15 protein-coding genes are annotated in these 14,478 nt (G+C 61.8%); 5 read left to right on the top strand and 10 right to left on the bottom strand.

What is annotated here, in order from left to right; genetic code table 11:
* The first annotated feature begins 80 nt into the window (after positions 1–80).
* Positions 81–623 carry a DUF7504 family protein gene (locus tag ABH15_RS00975; RefSeq protein ID WP_128692502.1) on the top strand — a complete coding sequence of 181 codons (543 nt, stop codon included), beginning with the start codon at positions 81–83 and terminating at the stop codon, positions 621–623.
* 126 nt (positions 624–749) lie between these two features.
* Positions 750–1,856, top strand: coding sequence for a GAF domain-containing protein (locus ABH15_RS00980; RefSeq protein ID WP_164913601.1), 1,107 nt, complete (start codon positions 750–752; stop codon positions 1,854–1,856).
* Here ABH15_RS00980 and ABH15_RS00985 read toward each other — a convergent pair.
* The 4 genes from ABH15_RS00985 to ABH15_RS01000 all read right to left on the bottom strand — a co-directional run bounded on the left by ABH15_RS00985 (position 1,819) and on the right by ABH15_RS01000 (position 5,139).
* The gene (locus ABH15_RS00985) at positions 1,819–2,199 is read right to left on the bottom strand and encodes a cupin domain-containing protein (protein ID WP_241647960.1); all 381 of its coding nucleotides are present in this window, start codon (positions 2,197–2,199) and stop codon (positions 1,819–1,821) included. The two genes, ABH15_RS00980 and ABH15_RS00985, sit on opposite strands and share 38 nt — an antisense overlap.
* A 344-nt stretch (positions 2,200–2,543) precedes the next feature.
* The gene (locus ABH15_RS00990) at positions 2,544–3,056 is read right to left on the bottom strand and encodes a ferredoxin-thioredoxin reductase catalytic domain-containing protein (RefSeq protein ID WP_128692505.1); all 513 of its coding nucleotides are present in this window, start codon (positions 3,054–3,056) and stop codon (positions 2,544–2,546) included.
* Positions 3,046–3,330 carry a glutaredoxin family protein gene (locus ABH15_RS00995; RefSeq protein WP_128692506.1) on the bottom strand — a complete coding sequence of 95 codons (285 nt, stop codon included), beginning with the start codon at positions 3,328–3,330 and terminating at the stop codon, positions 3,046–3,048. Before ABH15_RS00995 ends, ABH15_RS00990 begins: the two co-directional genes overlap by 11 nt.
* Positions 3,331–3,405: 75 nt before the next feature.
* Positions 3,406–5,139 carry an MBL fold metallo-hydrolase gene (locus tag ABH15_RS01000; protein WP_164913602.1) on the bottom strand — a complete coding sequence of 578 codons (1,734 nt, stop codon included), beginning with the start codon at positions 5,137–5,139 and terminating at the stop codon, positions 3,406–3,408.
* Between the two features lie 240 nt (positions 5,140–5,379).
* Between ABH15_RS01000 and ABH15_RS01005 the strand changes: the two genes are divergently transcribed.
* A complete protein-coding gene (locus ABH15_RS01005; protein ID WP_128692508.1) occupies positions 5,380–5,922 on the top strand; it encodes a hypothetical protein in 543 nt (180 codons plus the stop codon).
* Positions 5,923–5,937: 15 nt separating this feature from the next.
* On the opposite strand, the gene ftsA is transcribed toward ABH15_RS01005, so the two are convergent.
* Positions 5,938–7,293, bottom strand: coding sequence for a coenzyme F390 synthetase (gene ftsA, locus ABH15_RS01010; protein ID WP_128693205.1), 1,356 nt, complete (start codon positions 7,291–7,293; stop codon positions 5,938–5,940).
* Between the two features lie 213 nt (positions 7,294–7,506).
* The gene (locus ABH15_RS01015; protein WP_128692509.1) at positions 7,507–9,021 is read right to left on the bottom strand and encodes an SLC13 family permease; all 1,515 of its coding nucleotides are present in this window, start codon (positions 9,019–9,021) and stop codon (positions 7,507–7,509) included.
* 228 nt (positions 9,022–9,249) lie between these two features.
* On the opposite strand from ABH15_RS01015, the gene ABH15_RS01020 reads away from it, so the two are divergent.
* Positions 9,250–10,284 carry a DUF3821 domain-containing protein gene (locus tag ABH15_RS01020; RefSeq protein ID WP_128692510.1) on the top strand — a complete coding sequence of 345 codons (1,035 nt, stop codon included), beginning with the start codon at positions 9,250–9,252 and terminating at the stop codon, positions 10,282–10,284.
* Positions 10,285–10,312: 28 nt separating this feature from the next.
* On the opposite strand, the gene ABH15_RS01025 is transcribed toward ABH15_RS01020, so the two are convergent.
* A complete protein-coding gene (locus ABH15_RS01025) occupies positions 10,313–10,633 on the bottom strand; it encodes a HEAT repeat domain-containing protein (protein ID WP_128692511.1) in 321 nt (106 codons plus the stop codon).
* A 7-nt stretch (positions 10,634–10,640) separates the two neighbouring features.
* Positions 10,641–11,015 carry an STAS domain-containing protein gene (locus tag ABH15_RS01030; protein WP_128692512.1) on the bottom strand — a complete coding sequence of 125 codons (375 nt, stop codon included), beginning with the start codon at positions 11,013–11,015 and terminating at the stop codon, positions 10,641–10,643.
* A 202-nt stretch (positions 11,016–11,217) separates the two neighbouring features.
* On the opposite strand from ABH15_RS01030, the gene ABH15_RS01035 reads away from it, so the two are divergent.
* Positions 11,218–11,955 (top strand): putative hemolysin, encoded by a 738-nt coding sequence (locus ABH15_RS01035; protein ID WP_128692513.1) that lies wholly within the window; start codon positions 11,218–11,220, stop codon positions 11,953–11,955.
* 21 nt (positions 11,956–11,976) lie between these two features.
* Here ABH15_RS01035 and ABH15_RS01040 read toward each other — a convergent pair whose 3' ends face one another.
* Both ABH15_RS01040 and ABH15_RS01045 read right to left on the bottom strand, forming a co-directional pair.
* Positions 11,977–13,791, bottom strand: coding sequence for a DUF2207 domain-containing protein (locus ABH15_RS01040; RefSeq protein ID WP_128692514.1), 1,815 nt, complete (start codon positions 13,789–13,791; stop codon positions 11,977–11,979).
* A 6-nt stretch (positions 13,792–13,797) separates the two neighbouring features.
* Positions 13,798–14,364: a LemA family protein gene (locus ABH15_RS01045; RefSeq protein ID WP_128692515.1), complete on the bottom strand. Its 567-nt coding sequence runs from the start codon at positions 14,362–14,364 to the stop codon at positions 13,798–13,800.
* Between the last annotated feature and the right edge of the window lie 114 nt (positions 14,365–14,478).

Consider the following 14,478-nt stretch of genomic DNA (forward strand, 5'->3'; position numbering starts at 1 on the left):
CCGGGAATTTCCGCCCCGCAGATAGAAACGGAAACATGATAGGAAGCAGCACCGAAACTGATGAATCGGGTGAACGGCGAATGGATATGACCTTCGGGAGCGGGGAGAGCGACGAGCGGATATTTCTTATTCTTGCGGCGGCAGAGCGGCTGAAACAGAAGAATGCGGATATCATCCGGGAGGTCACCGGGCAGGGGTACATGGTCATCGTCATCACCACCAACCAGCCGTCGGCCATCCTCCGCCGGACGTACATGCAGAACGGGATCGATCTTACGAAGATCTACTGCATCGACGCCATCACGAAGTACGCACTCGGGTCGGTGCCGGAAGGTGTCGAGCAGACCACCTTTATCAGCAACCCTGCAAACCTCACCGATATGGGCATCGCGGTAACTGAGGTGCTCCACGCCCGCCGGGACGAGAAGACCTGTATCCTCTTCGACTCGATAAGCACGATGCTCATTTACCTCCCTTCGGTGAACATCTCCAAGTTTATCCACTTCGTCACGAACAAGCTCCGCCTGCTGGACGTTTCCGGTATCTTTCTCGCCGTCGAGGAGGGGCTCGACCCTATGATGCTCTCCCAGCTCACCACGTTCGTGGACAGAGTTATCCGGTGACAAAAAATCCGGTGCGGGGCTGCATATTCCAGCGCAGATACACCGGATACACCCGCTATCTACGTTTTTTTGGATTTGGGAACGCATTTATACGAGGGCATGCAACTGCATGATGTGAGGACAGAGATGGACAGATTACCGGATCCGCACCGGATCCTCGAGGCTATCCAGAGCCCCCTGCTTCTCCTCGACGCGGACGGGACGATATGCTATGCGAACAGGGCGTTCCGGTCGGGAATCGCCGCAGGTCCGGTCGAGGGCCGATCCGTCTTCACCGTCGCAGCCGATCTCCCTGCAGAGGAGGCTCTCCGCGACCTCCTCACGAGAGCGGAAGGGGCAGGGAATCCCGAACATACATTTCCAGCGGCGGACGGCCGGATGATCCGGGCAACCTGCAGCCTGCTCGAAGGGGACGGGGGAAAACGGCTCCTGATGCTGCAGAAGGACAAAACGATGGAATCCTGCCGGAACCAGCAGCTCCGGATCATCAACCGGATCATCGCGACCGCCACGTCGTCGATGACGCTTGACGAGATCCTGGTCTCGAGCCTTGAGGAGATCTTAACGATGCTCGACTTCGACGCAGGAGCCGTCTACCTGATCAACCCCGGGACCGGGATGGCGGATCTCCACGCTGTCGCCGGGATCAAGAACCTCTACTTCCCGCAGGTCAGGGTGCTCGATCCCGCCGTACCGCTGATCCACGACGTCATCGCGGGCGGAACGGCACGGTACTGCGAACAGTACCTGGACGTCGACCACGAGGCGGGTGAGAGCGGCATCTTCTCGCTTGCCAAAATACCGATAACCTTCTCCGAAGAGGTGCTCGGCGTCATCTGCATCGCGAGCAGCAACCGGCATCGCTTCTCGGACTCCGAGAAAGAGACGCTTGAAGCGGTCGGCAAGAAGATGGGCGGTGCGGTGAGAAGGGGACTTCTCCAGAGCAGGGTCGAAGAGAAACACTGCGCGCTCGTCGGATACATCACCGAAGCGACGAACCGGGTGATCGTCCCGGCCGAGATCCTCAGGGAGAACCTCGCCGGGATCCTCGCCGATCTCGACGGGAGAGAGGATATCCCCGAAGACCTGCCGGTGCACCTCTCCGTCCAGGTTAAAACCGCCGGGCAGATCCTCGCCAACCTGCGCGAACTCAACAGGGCAATCGTCACAGAGGATACCGAGATCCCAGACGCGTTCAGGGAGTTTCTCCAGCGCCAGGGGCGGCCTGAGTAAGCCGGTCGCAGGGGATCGAAACCAGTTCCTCGTCTTCCTCCCGCCACCGGGGATCGACGATGCAGAGGAAAACCAGATCGGACGAGCTCGTGCTCTCGATCCACTGCACCGCGCCGGGTGGGATATAGACCGCCTGTCCCGGCCGGACAGGAGCGCTCTTTGTATCGATGTGCATGACACCCTCTCCCTCAAGAATGCAGTAGACCTCTGAGGCGGCAGACAGGCGGTGCGGGAGGGTCGCCTCCCCGGCAGGCACCACGGCGTGGGCGATACTGTATCCCATGGCAAGCTCTGCCGTTTCCCGGTCAGGGTGCAACAGTTCGCAGAGGAGAGAGTTGTCCATGACCCTCGCGTGTGGCGCGTCTCGGATATCGCGAATAAGCATATACCAGATCTGCTGCAGAGACCAAAAATAACCCGCTCCCGAAGAGCGGTGGCAAGGCGCGGAAACGGACGCGACCACAAACAGGAGGACAGCATCCCGCGAAGACCACCCCATCGCACCGGTACCGGCGGATACACGGAGAGAGGTTCTCTCCATCACCATCATCCTGCTCGGATGCACCATTTTCAGTGCAACGATCTGAGCCGGTGGATCACAGGCGGTGCATTCCGCTTCTGAACCGACCTCATCTTCGGGCATATCGGCTACAGGAGCGGTCTTTCGACCGGGCTGTCAGGCACCGGTCACATGAACCGTTCGAACCGTTCCCGGGGCACGCGGCAGATCGGGCAGATCTCCGGAGGGGCGTTCCGGGCGCAGAGGTAGCCGCAGACCCGGCACCGCCAGACCGGGTAGGCGAGAGCAGGTGCGACCGCTGAAGATGCCTCCCGCTCTTCGCGTATCTTCTTCCGCTCGGTACGGGGCGGCCGCCGTTCGGGGACCGGTTCGGGTTTCTGCTCGCCGGCTCTGATATCGGCCGAGACATAGAGGGCGCAGTAGCAGGTACCGTAGTCGTGGAGGTCGGGGTCGCGGTAGTCGCAGGGGCAGATGATATCGAGGTCGTCTTCCCGCCTGCCTGCGGCGAGCCGGCACGGACAGGCGATGTAACCGTAGCGGTTCCGATTGACGAGCAGACCCCGCACGAGCTCGCGGGTGAACGCCCGATCAGGATTCAGATGGTAGCCGCCCGCCTCCGCTTCGGTGTCGAGTTCCCCATGGAAGTGCTCGACCTCCGCGTCGGTCACGTCATCCGGCATGAAGAGCCCCCCGGATCTCGTCCTCGCGGAACCCCACGATCACTGTCTCGTCGTTGATGACGAGGGTCGGGAACGAACCACGCGGATTCCACCGCTCCACCTCCGAAAGTGCAGAATCAATCTCATCCGGGTTGACCTTATCGACATACAGGTAGGAGAATTCTACGCCGAGGTCGGTGAGGAGCTGCTTGGTCTTTGCGCACCATCCGCAGGTGCTGAGCGCGTAGAGCATGACCTTCCCGTGGTCTTCTCCGGACACGTGAACGACGTCCATGGCAGACCACCGTATCCGGAAGTGCATTAAGCTTTCTCCCCGGCAGGGCGGACCGGCCTTCACTCCCGGCCGTCATTAGCACCGCGGTGTGGCATGGGAACTGTCGGCCGGCCGGAAGGTCAGGACGAACTCCGACATATCCTCACCCTCCCGGCACGCAAGGCTCGCGCCACAGAGCGTAAATCCCCGCCTGAAGAGGCGGATCGCACCCTCCGTCTCCGGGGCGGGGAGCCGGCATCCGGCGTAGGCGATACCGAGCCGGACACCGGTATCGTCAGGCCAGGTCGCAACCCGGATATCCCTGACGCCTCCCGAGGCAAGGTGCTCGAGCAGAGCGGCGACGGTGTCAAAGAACCGCTCCGGCTCCACCAGGACGGGGGGAAGGGGCTCATACAGGGCGAGTTCGAGCCGGACATCCTCGAAGAGCGGGAGATAAGCGAGCCTTGATACCAGCGCCTCCCGGTATGCCGCTTCGTCGTCGGCGGCTTCGATGAAAGCCTCATCCGGAACCGGCGGACGGCAGAGGTGCACAACCAGCTCCTCGAGCAGTGGATTGAGAGCGACCCGGCCGGGGCTCTCGTCCGTCCCGTACCCGAAGACCGTATTCATAAAATCAGAAAGGAGGCGCTCGGTCCTCCGGAGGAGTGAAGCGTCGACGATATGGTCGAGCCGGTCCTGGGCGAAGAGACCTCCTATCCGCTGGGTGATCTGCACCGCCTTGAGCACGAGCTGAAGTTCTATCTTGCTGCCTTCGGCAAACTCCGTGACGAACTCGTTGAAGTCGGTCAGGAACTCGTCGATCCGGTCGGCCTCGATGAGATTCTGGTACTTCTGCGCCTCTTCCTCCTCCCCGAGCTCTTCGAGGGTGTAGGCGAGCAGGTAGAGCCTGCCCGCGATGACGGAGAAGAGTCTGCCCGCTTCGCCGAGGAGGTCGATCGCGTGCTCCCGGGAGGCACGGAGGCGACCCGGAGTGAAGGCTCCGATATCCGCCATACCGGCCGCTTCCCGCCGCAGGTTCTCGCAGAGCCGGATAACTGTTGCCGGTGCGACCGCCCTGCCGTGGCCTGAACAGCAGAGGGTGACCGCCCTGTTCTCAAGGAGCCAGCAGAGGCGCTCTATCGAGGCGGCGAGCCCGGCAGGGTCCCACCCGGCACAACCCGCTATCCCGGGCCCGGTCGAGAAGAGGAGGTCGCTCGTAAAGAGGAACTCACCGATACCGATACAGATGCTGTCGGGCGTGTGCCCGGGGGTGTGATAGACCTCGAGCAGTTCGCCGCTTTCGAGCGTGAGGGTCTGCCGGTCGAGGGAGATCCCGCCGCCGATCGGAACCGTCTCCGTCGAAAGCGAGATCCCGGGAGCGATCGTCCGTCTGCCCCCGACCGTCCGGTCGCTGGCGGCGAGCAGGTGGATCTCAACGGCACGCGGGAGGATCTCCCAGTGAAACATCTCCGCAAGAGTTCTGACCGTATCGCCGCGTTCGAGCGCCAGAGCACCCTCTTCGTGAGCGGCAACCAGCAGGGGAGCGATCGAGCAGAGCTCCGTATCCCGGATGAGAGCCAGGCAGTGGTCAAGGTGGCAGTGCGTCAGCAGGAGGATTACCGGACGCGGCCGTGCCGCCACCTCCACCCGCACCGTCGCGACGATCTCCGCCATCTGCACAGGGTCGGCACCGGTGTCTACCAGCAGGATCTCGGAAGCAGTCCGGATGATATAGGCATTCGAACAGCAGACATCGGGTTTCCGTGTCAGGGGATAGATCTCGGCGCCGAGGCTCCCCGGGATCGGCTGCCACCGCTGGTTTTCAAGCACTTCTTCTCCTCTCCATGCCCTGCCGAAGAACAGATCGTAACTAGACTGTTCGGCGTGGCTTCTTAAAAAGTATGACGAAACGCGTAAGAGAGGTACAAAACGAGCGAGGGAACGGATATCAATACTGCGGTGCCCGGGAGCGGAAAAGAGATCCGGGGCAGCCGGCCGGTCGGTGGCGGGCAGACAGTCGGATTTATATCCGGGCAGGCGAAACGCGGCGGCGTTGCATGGAGTGAAAATATGAAAACATACGGCATCGCATCACTAGTCGCTCTCCTCATCCTCTGTTCCGGGGCATGCGGCATCGCCACGGCGCAGACGCTCTCCGTCGAAGATCTCGGAACCGTCACCGCAGGAGAGACGGTCGTCATCAACGGGACGACGAATCTCGCACCGGGAAATCAGCTGCTCGTCACGGTAACACCGACGGCGTTCCTCCCGCTGGAACGGAACCAGACGACCGAACCGACCGGCGTCTCCGGCACGGTGACGGTGGAGCCGGGCGACCCCCGCAACACCTGGTCGTTTACCGTAAACACCGGAGAACTTGAGCCGGGCAACTATCTCGTGACGGTCGAGTGGATCGAAGGCGACGCCACCGCCACGACGACACTGACGGTGGCGGCGGCCACGCCATCGCCGACGACCGTGGCGACCACTGCACCGACAACGGCCCCCACGACAACCACACCATCCCCGACGCCCACACAGGCCGCCCCGGTCGTACCGGTGCTCCCCGTCCTGGTGGCCTCTCTTGCGGCGGCACTTCTGCTGCGCCGGTAGGAGACGCTCTCCCCGTTACCGGCGGTCGACGACCCGTTTCGGCCTTCCGACCACCCGGTGCAGCTCGAGCCCGCCGGGCGGTGTGAAGTGGAAGGGGATTGTCAGCACCCCGTCGGCATAGGCCTCGGCGAGCCCGGGCGCCCGGGAGAGGAAAGCGGCCAGAAACCGCTCTTCAATCCCTCTCCGGTCGCAGGTCTCCGGGTCGGTGCACTCGAGGCTCACCCGGAGAACGGTCTCACCGGCGTCCTCGCCCCCATAGATGAAGGCCTCGTACTCCCCGGTCAGTTCATCCATGTTCTCCCGCTGAAAGACGGCGCCCTCCACATCCACCCGGTTAAAGGGCGTTCCGGCGATCCGGAACGTCTCTGCCTCACGCCGCGGGTAGAAGATCCGCATCGCCGTTCTGCCGCAGGAGCACCGTTCCCGTGAGAGGACGACGGAAGTATCCTCGGTGTCGTAGTTGATGAGGAGCGTTCCCGCCCTCTCCCCGACGGGAATGAGCGTCGAGAAGACGAGCCGTCCCCACTCTCCGTCGGGGACGAACCGTTCCATCCGGGGATCGTACAGATCGAAGTGCACCAGATCCTCGGGAACGTGGAGACCATCCTGCGCGGCGCACTCCCCGCAGATCGTCCCTTCGGTGCTCCCGTAGGTGTTGTAGACGGGAGAGGCCCAGACCTCGGCGAGGTATGCCCGCGACTCCGCCGCGAACCCCTCCCCCCCGATCACCAGGCGATCGATCCCCGACTCCCGGGGATCGAGACCGTCCACCTCCAGCCGCCGGGCGAGCCGGAGAAGTTTGAAGATGCTCCCGACGATGGCCGTCGGCCGGTAGTTCCTGATCACCCTGACCGGGAAGGTGCACTTCCCCTCCGGGACGACGGTGATACCGAGGTTTCGGGCTGCAAGGGTCATGGTGTTCGCCCCGACGTTCATACCGTAGGTGCTGCAGATCACCACCCGGTCACCGGCGGTAAACCCCTGCGCCACGAAGAACCGCCCGTACTTTTCAGCGTAGCGTTCCCAGTCCTCCCAGGTGAGGAAGAAGGATTTGGGTATCCCGCTCGTCCCGCTCGTCTCGTTGATGGTGTAGACATCACTGCAGGCGACGCTTCGGAACCGGAACTCCGGCGTTGCAGGAGGCTGGTTCTGCCGGATCGTCTCGCCGGAGATGACCGGCAGCTCGAGGAGGTCTTCATGCGTCCTGACATCGGCCGGACGGATCCGGTGTTCACGGAACCACCGGCGGTAGAAGGGAGAGTGTTCGACCGCGTATCCGACGGTATAGCGCACCCGTTCGTCGATGAGGGCGTCAAGATCGGCGCGATCCAGCATCTCGACCGCGGGGTTGTAATAGCGGTGCTCGGGCATCGTGCTCATCCCGTATCTCCGGCACGATCGGAGAATAAGGTGACGGGTGCCTTCAGCACCGATCAGGCACCCGCACCAGATACGAGCAGACTACAGGCGAGCAGCCGCCAGGCAACGTTCCGCACACACCGCCGCTCTACCGCCGGATCCGCATCGTCCAGATGCATGCCGTTTCCTCTCGGAGTGGCGGAGCAGGGCTCAGATAAAAAGAGATCAGGGGGTGAGCGCCCAGGCGGGCAGGTCGGTCGAGATGCCGAGCGCCCACATGAGCACGGTGAAGAGGAAGAACGTCCAGATCGCGACTCCGATGATATCGAGCACCCAGCCCGAGCGGAGGAGGTCGCGCGACCCGAGGTAGCCGCTCCCGTAGGCGATGGCGTTCGGCGGGGTTGCCACCGGGAGCATGAACGCGAGCGACGAACAGACCGCAGCGGTGATCATCAGCAAGTAGGGATTCACCCCCATACTGACGGCGGTCACCGCCATGATCGGCATCAGAACGGCAGCCATTGCGGTATTCGATGCGATCTCCGTCGCGAACGAGACGCCGAGCGCCACGATCAGGATCACGGCGATCAGCGGGAGGCCATGGAAGAGGGTGAGCCATCCCACGATCTCGGCAGCAAGCCCGCTCCTGACGAATGCATTCGAGAGCGCGATGCCGCCGCCGAAGAGTATGAGAATGCCCCACGGGATCTTCACCGCCCACTTCCAGTCCATCGTGAAGATCCCCTTCTTCGCATTGACGGGGAGGACGAAGAGGAGGAATGCTCCTGCGATCGCTATCGTCGAGTCGTGGATACCGGGGAAGAGCATGTCGAGCCCCGGGATGGTGATATCCCCGATATGTTTCGTCGTTTCGAAGATCCATGCAAGCGCGGTCAGGACGAAGATGATGAGCGTCCAGACCTCGCCCGTCGACATCGCCCCCATCTTCTCAAGTTCGGTCGCGATGATCCCCTTCGCCTCCGGAAGGGTTTTGGTCATGCCCCGGTACGGGACGTAGGTGAGCCAGAGCCAGGCCAGGATGAGGAATACGGCGGCGAAGGGAACGCCGAACTTCATCCAGGTGAAGAAGTCGACCGTCGGGGCATCGGGAAAGAGCGTCTCGACCTGGGCGAGGAAGATGCCGTTCGGCGGTGTCCCGATGAGCGTGGCGATGCCCCCGATACTCGCCGCATAGGGGATCGAGATGATGAGGCACTTGGCAAGAGACCCCTGCTCTTCGGTGAGGTTCTCGAGTTCCTTGTTCGTCTCGGGGATAATGGTCAGGATAATGGCGACGGCGATCGGGATCATCATCATGGCGGTGGCGGTATTCGAGATCCACATCGAGAGGAACGCCGTGGCGAGCATAAATCCAAGGATCAGCCGTTTCGGGCTCGTTCCGACAAGCTTGATGATGTGCAGGGCCATGCGCCGGTGCAAACCCCAGCGCTGCATGGACATGGCGATGATAAAGCCGCCGAGGAAGAGGAAGATGACCTTATCGCCGTACGACGTCGCCGCCTCCGTCGGCGTGAGGACGCCGAGCAGTGGAAAGAGTGCCAGCGGCAGGAGGGCGGTCGCCTCGAGCGGAATGACGGCGGTGACCCAGAGCAGCACCATCAGGACGGTCACTGCGGTCACGTAACGCGCCTCCACCGGCATCACCGACGGATCGATCGGCGCAAAGAGGAGTGCAAAAAAGACCAACAGTGACGCAGCAAGGAGAGCGACTTTGTTCATCCGGAAAAACTGGGCGGGAGAATTATTTAAGCGTACGGAAATGCAGCAGAGCCCGGCATCCCGAAAAGAATGAAAGAGAATCGGGAATTTTCCGAAAACCGGATCGCACGGAGATGGAAGAGGCGCCTCCCGTATCGGCGGCACGGCGGCGTCGGCTCTGTAGCTTCACAAGCAGAAACGGCCGGGATTCGATGCATATATACCGGTTAAGAGGGGAATACGTCCATTATGTCTGCAGATATCATACACAGGATCCCGGCCGCCCTGCCGCGGGGGGGAGCGGTGCTGACCGTGCTTCTTCTCTGCACGCTCGCGCTCTCCCTCTGTATTACCCCGGCAGGGGCCAGGAGTCCGACCATCAACGATATCCAGCCTTACGACACGATCTTCGTCTACGAAGAAGACCTCGATCTTACGGCGCTCCGGAACCAGACGACCGACAACCCGATCACGGCGCTCCGGAAGTACCAGGATGACAACCCCGCCCGGTCGCTCGTCAACGACATCGATGTTCCCGACGATACGGACTTCACCCTCCTCCCCATCGAGGTCGGTGACGAGTACGGCGTTTACTACGCCTTCAACCCGACAGACGGGGTCACCCGGCAGATCCTGATCAGGGAACCGATGGTCTTCCTCGACGTCGTGCTGGCAAACCCGTACCACACGGAGTCGGTGAGCGGCCTTACCATCTCCGAGAATACGCCGCTCGCGTTCAAGATCATCTCGCCCGACGTCGGGGCGTTCTACCACGCCGGCACCACCTATCCGGCGACGGTCGATCTCGTGATAACCTCGCCGGGCGGCGCAGAGAGCACCATCATCGGCGGTCGGGACATGAGCGGCATCAACCTGACCGCCTCGCAGGTCTACACCGACGATCCGGGACAACCGGGGGCGTTTTCCCTCTCCCAGCTCGAACAGGGAACCTACTCGGTGCAGGCACGCTGGAGCGAGCCGCAGTCCTTCGCCGATTCGGCAGAGGACTCCGAGCCGGTGACCTTCACCGTCGGGAACCGTGTCGGCGTCAATACAGGAACACCGACACCTGCCCCGACGACGGTGCCGGCGACCGGGACACCGACACCCGTCCCGACCGTGACGACACCGGCCACCACCGCCCCGACGACGCCCGCAACCACGGCGACGACCGCCGCACCGGCGACGACGGAACCGACACCGACAGCAACCCCGGTCTCGCTCGCCACCGTGATCGGTGCACTCGGGGCTGCTCTCGCGTTCGCCGCCGTCAGGCGACGGTAACAGAAACCACTCTTTTTAAAAAAAAGATTTACCGGCAGCAGCCGCTTTCACAGGAACTGCCTGCTGCACAGTCTTCTATCGCCTCGAGCGCCGCGAGCGCCCACTTCCGAACTCCGGGATCGTCATCGGCCGCGGCGGCGGCGAGCAGGCCGACGGTGGCCGGATCGCCGATCAGTCCGAGCGTATATGCCGCCCACATCCGAAGGCGGGGGTTGCTGTCGACGAGTGCCGAAGCCAGGTCTTCGATCACCGGACTTCCCATACGCGCAAGGGTCGATGCCGCGGCCATCCGGTCGGCGCTCGTCCCGTCTCGCAGAACTGCGATCAGGTTCCGGGTATCTCCCGTCATGATGCGCTCAGTCGGCCTCGTCGAAACGGATCGTCCTTCCCCTGCCGGGCGAAGTCTCGACGAAGACCTCGTCCATACTCATGTAGATCGGAAAGACCTCATGAACTCCGGCAAGCGTGAAAACCTTGTAAACGTCGGCGTTCGGCGCACAAAGAGCCATCTCACCCTCTTCGCGTTTGAGTCCCTTGAACTTGGCCAGCAGTACCCGTAGACCGCTGCTGCTCATATAGACCGCCTTTTCAAGGTTGATCAACACCTTCTTCGTTCCCCGACCGATGACACCGGTCAGCGCTTCGTCAAGCCCTTCGGCCGATGCAGCGTCGATCCTTCCTTCGACCGTAACGATCGCAGCACCATCCTGCTCGCGAACCTCTACATCCATAACTACCGGATCTCCTCACGCGGGAGACGGAAAGACGTCCCCGCGATGTATACCATCACGTGTGCGCCGCTGCAATAAAACCGTGTGCCTTTCGGAAGGAGCGCCGCGCCGCCGCACCACTGCCGCCGATGAGTTCGGAAATCTTCGAAGTTAAAGGAATATACTTACCTGCAGAACGATAATGTCTCTTCTGTCGATGCGTATGACAGATCGAACTACCCTCTCCCTGATCGCAGGACTGCTGGTCGCCGGTGCCGTACTGGCGTGCGGCTGCCTCGGCCAGGATGCAGCAAACCAGGAGCAGGAGATCGTCGCGAAGAACGGAACGATAACCTACGTCGATCTCGAAGGCGGATTCTACGGCATCGTCGCCGAAGACGGAACTCGGTACCTCCCCCTGAACCTCTCCGAAGAGTACAGGGTCGACGGCATGAACGTCACCTTCACAGGCAGCGTCCGTGAGGATACCGTCACTATCCAGCAGTGGGGAACGCCGATCGAGATCGCCGCCATCGAACAGACAGACGGAGGTGAGATCGTCACCGGAAACGGCACGGTCACCTACGTCGACCTTGAAGGAGGATTTTATGGTATTGTCGCGGATGACGGCAGGCAGTACCTTCCGGCTAACCTTTCGGAGGAGTTTGCCGTCGACGGAAAGCGGGTCTCCTTCACCGCGGCGGTGCAACAGGACGTCGTGACCATCCAGATGTGGGGAACCCCGGTCGAGATCCTCTCGATCGAGGAGACGAGCGCCATCGCCCCGGCGGAGCCGGCCGGAGGGATGGTAGGCCTAGCAAACCCCGCCGCGGTCTACTGCCTGGAACAGGGCTATGCCTACGAGATCCGGAAGAAACCCGACGGCAGCGAGTACGGTGTCTGCATCCTTGAAAACGGCACCGAAGTGGACGCCTGGGAACTCTACTACCGGAACCACTGACCTTTTTTAAAAAAGAGAGTATTAGCGGCCGCCGACGCCGCCGCCACCGAAACCGCCGCCACCGCCGAAACCGCCGCCACCGAAACCGCCACCCCCGCCGCCGCTGCTCGGCGGCGAGAAGGCAACGATCGGGACGAAGATGAACGGCATCCGTGAGTAGAGCGGCACCCCGGCATCGGGGAGGGAAACGTTCAGGTCGCGCATCGCCGCTTCCACCTTATCGCCGACACCGAGAGCGGTGCCGTAGACCAGCCACTCGCCCCACTGGGATAGGTCGTCCGGCGAGTACTTCCGCATCAGCGCAAGATCGGAGAGGAAGTAGGCAAAGGCGTCCCACTGGAGTTTCTCCCGGTACCGGTCGTCCTTCCAGTGCCCGAAGAGCGTCGCGGGAAAGAGCGCCGCGATGCCGACCTGCACGCCCACGATGAAGAAGAGGACGGCCGCCGGGATCAGCAGGTACGCCGCCCCCGGTGCTAAGATGAGATTCAGCAGTGCAAGACCGCAGGGGATGGCGCCAAGGAATATCAACGGAAGGACGGTATCCCGGCCGTCAACGATGTAGCGCCGGGAGATGGTCGCATCGACATCCCTTCGGAGGGCCGAGAGTGTCTGCTGGTAGGCCATGATCCGGTGCTGCGAACCCGGGCTCCGCCGGGCGACTTCCGCGAGGTTCTGAAGCTCGTCGGTATCGACGATGTGGTCGTCGGCGATATTGGCAAGGAAGGTGAGCACCCGCTGCTCATACCGGTCATCCGAGCTCGTTTTCAGGAGCCGGATGGTAACGCCGCCGCCCTGTTTCTCCTCCACCCGGACGAGTTCCCGGCGATGCAGGTCGAGCAGGGTCGCATAGAGCCCGTTCTCATCAAACTCGACCGCATCCCCCTTGAAGAGGAGGTTTACCTGCCAGGGCTTGAGTGCGGGGTCGGGGACGAAACTTACGTATTCAGGGACGACGAAGGGCTGCTCCCGCCCGTAACGGTAGTAGACGGCGAGGAGCAGGAAGGGCGTTATCAGCACCAGCGCAAATGCCGCTGCGTTCAGGGCGGCTGCTGATGCATACAGGAGCCCTGCCCAGCGGTTTGCGTCCTCCGTCTGCTGCCGCACGTTCTCGACGAAGACGGGGAACCCGTCAAGTCCCTCGAGGAACACCTTATCCGCAAGGATCTCGACGTTCAGCGGTTCGTCCGCCGGTACGCTCCCGGTGATGACGATCGAGCTGCCGATACGCTCCGCTTCAAGCGTCGGCGGATGGAGGAAGACCTCTTCGACGAACGTAGCCGGGATAGTAATCCGCACGTTCTCGTAGGGGACATGCTCGTCCACGAGCCGCAGGTTCAGGTGTGCCCAGTCGTCGTCGTACTCGATCGGCGGGTGGACGACGAAACGGTACTCCAAGGGATATGAGCCTGCCGGGAAGTAGCCGGGGTTGTAGGCGCCGACCTCGTTTTCGAAAGCAAGATCTCTGATAACCGCTACCTCACCAGGATCGGCGCTCCCGACGATCCGTACCTGGCCGGTATGATCTTTTACGTAGCCGGTCGTCCCCTCGGGCGCAGTGAGCCCGAGAAACGAGATATACGGCCGGTTTAGCGGCTCAAACGTAAGGGGCGCATCCCAGAACCGAAAGAGCATCCGGTACTCACCCGACTGCCGTACGTCATAGGTGTACTCCTCGACAAGGGTGCCGTTTGCGGAGAAGGCCGCCTCGTACTCCCGGACAACAAGGTCGCCTTCGAGGAACCCGGGCAGAGCGCTCGCTCCGGTGAACGCCAGCACCCCGATCGCCAGGGTTATCGCAACGAGCGCTGCGACCTGCTGCTTCTCACTGAGTGCCATGGCTGGTTAGAACTCTATCTTCGGGGGTCTTCGGATCTCCTCCTCAAACTCGAGGTACTGCAGTTTCTGGAAACCAAAAACATTTGCAATGATGTTTGAGGGGATGGTATCAGTCATGGTGTTGTACTGCTGGGCGATGTTATTGTAGGTATACCGCTGCCGTCCGATCTCATCTTCGATGTTCCGGACGGAACCCATCAGGTTCTGCACCGTCTGCGATGTCTTGAGATCAGGATAGTTCTCGGCGACGGCGATGAGCCGGCCAAGGATAGACCGGGACTCCTGCTCCACCTCGTTAAGATCTCCCGGGCCTGCGGCCGCAACGCCGCTCCGCATCGCCGTAACCTTCGTGAGTGTCTCTTTCTCAAAAGCGGCGTAGCTCTTCACCGCCCCGAGGAGCTGCTCTATCATGTCGAGCCGCTTCTTCATCGCGACCTTGACCTGCCCGAGAGTCGCCTCTGCGGAGTTCTTAAGCGAGAAGAAACGATTATAGATGCCCACAAACGACGCGGCGATGATGATGACGATCAACACCACGACGATGAGAATGATCAGGGACAGAAAGTCAACCAAAGATCTTCACCGTACCAGTATGTGCTCTTGACCGTATTTAAGGGGTCACCCTGCCGCAGTGATATCAGAGTCGGGAAAAAAGGGCAATTCAGGGATTAAAGGCGCATTCCCTGT

The sequence above is a fragment of the Methanoculleus taiwanensis genome (genome assembly GCF_004102725.1).
GTDB classification, from domain to species: domain Archaea; phylum Halobacteriota; class Methanomicrobia; order Methanomicrobiales; family Methanoculleaceae; genus Methanoculleus_A; species Methanoculleus_A taiwanensis.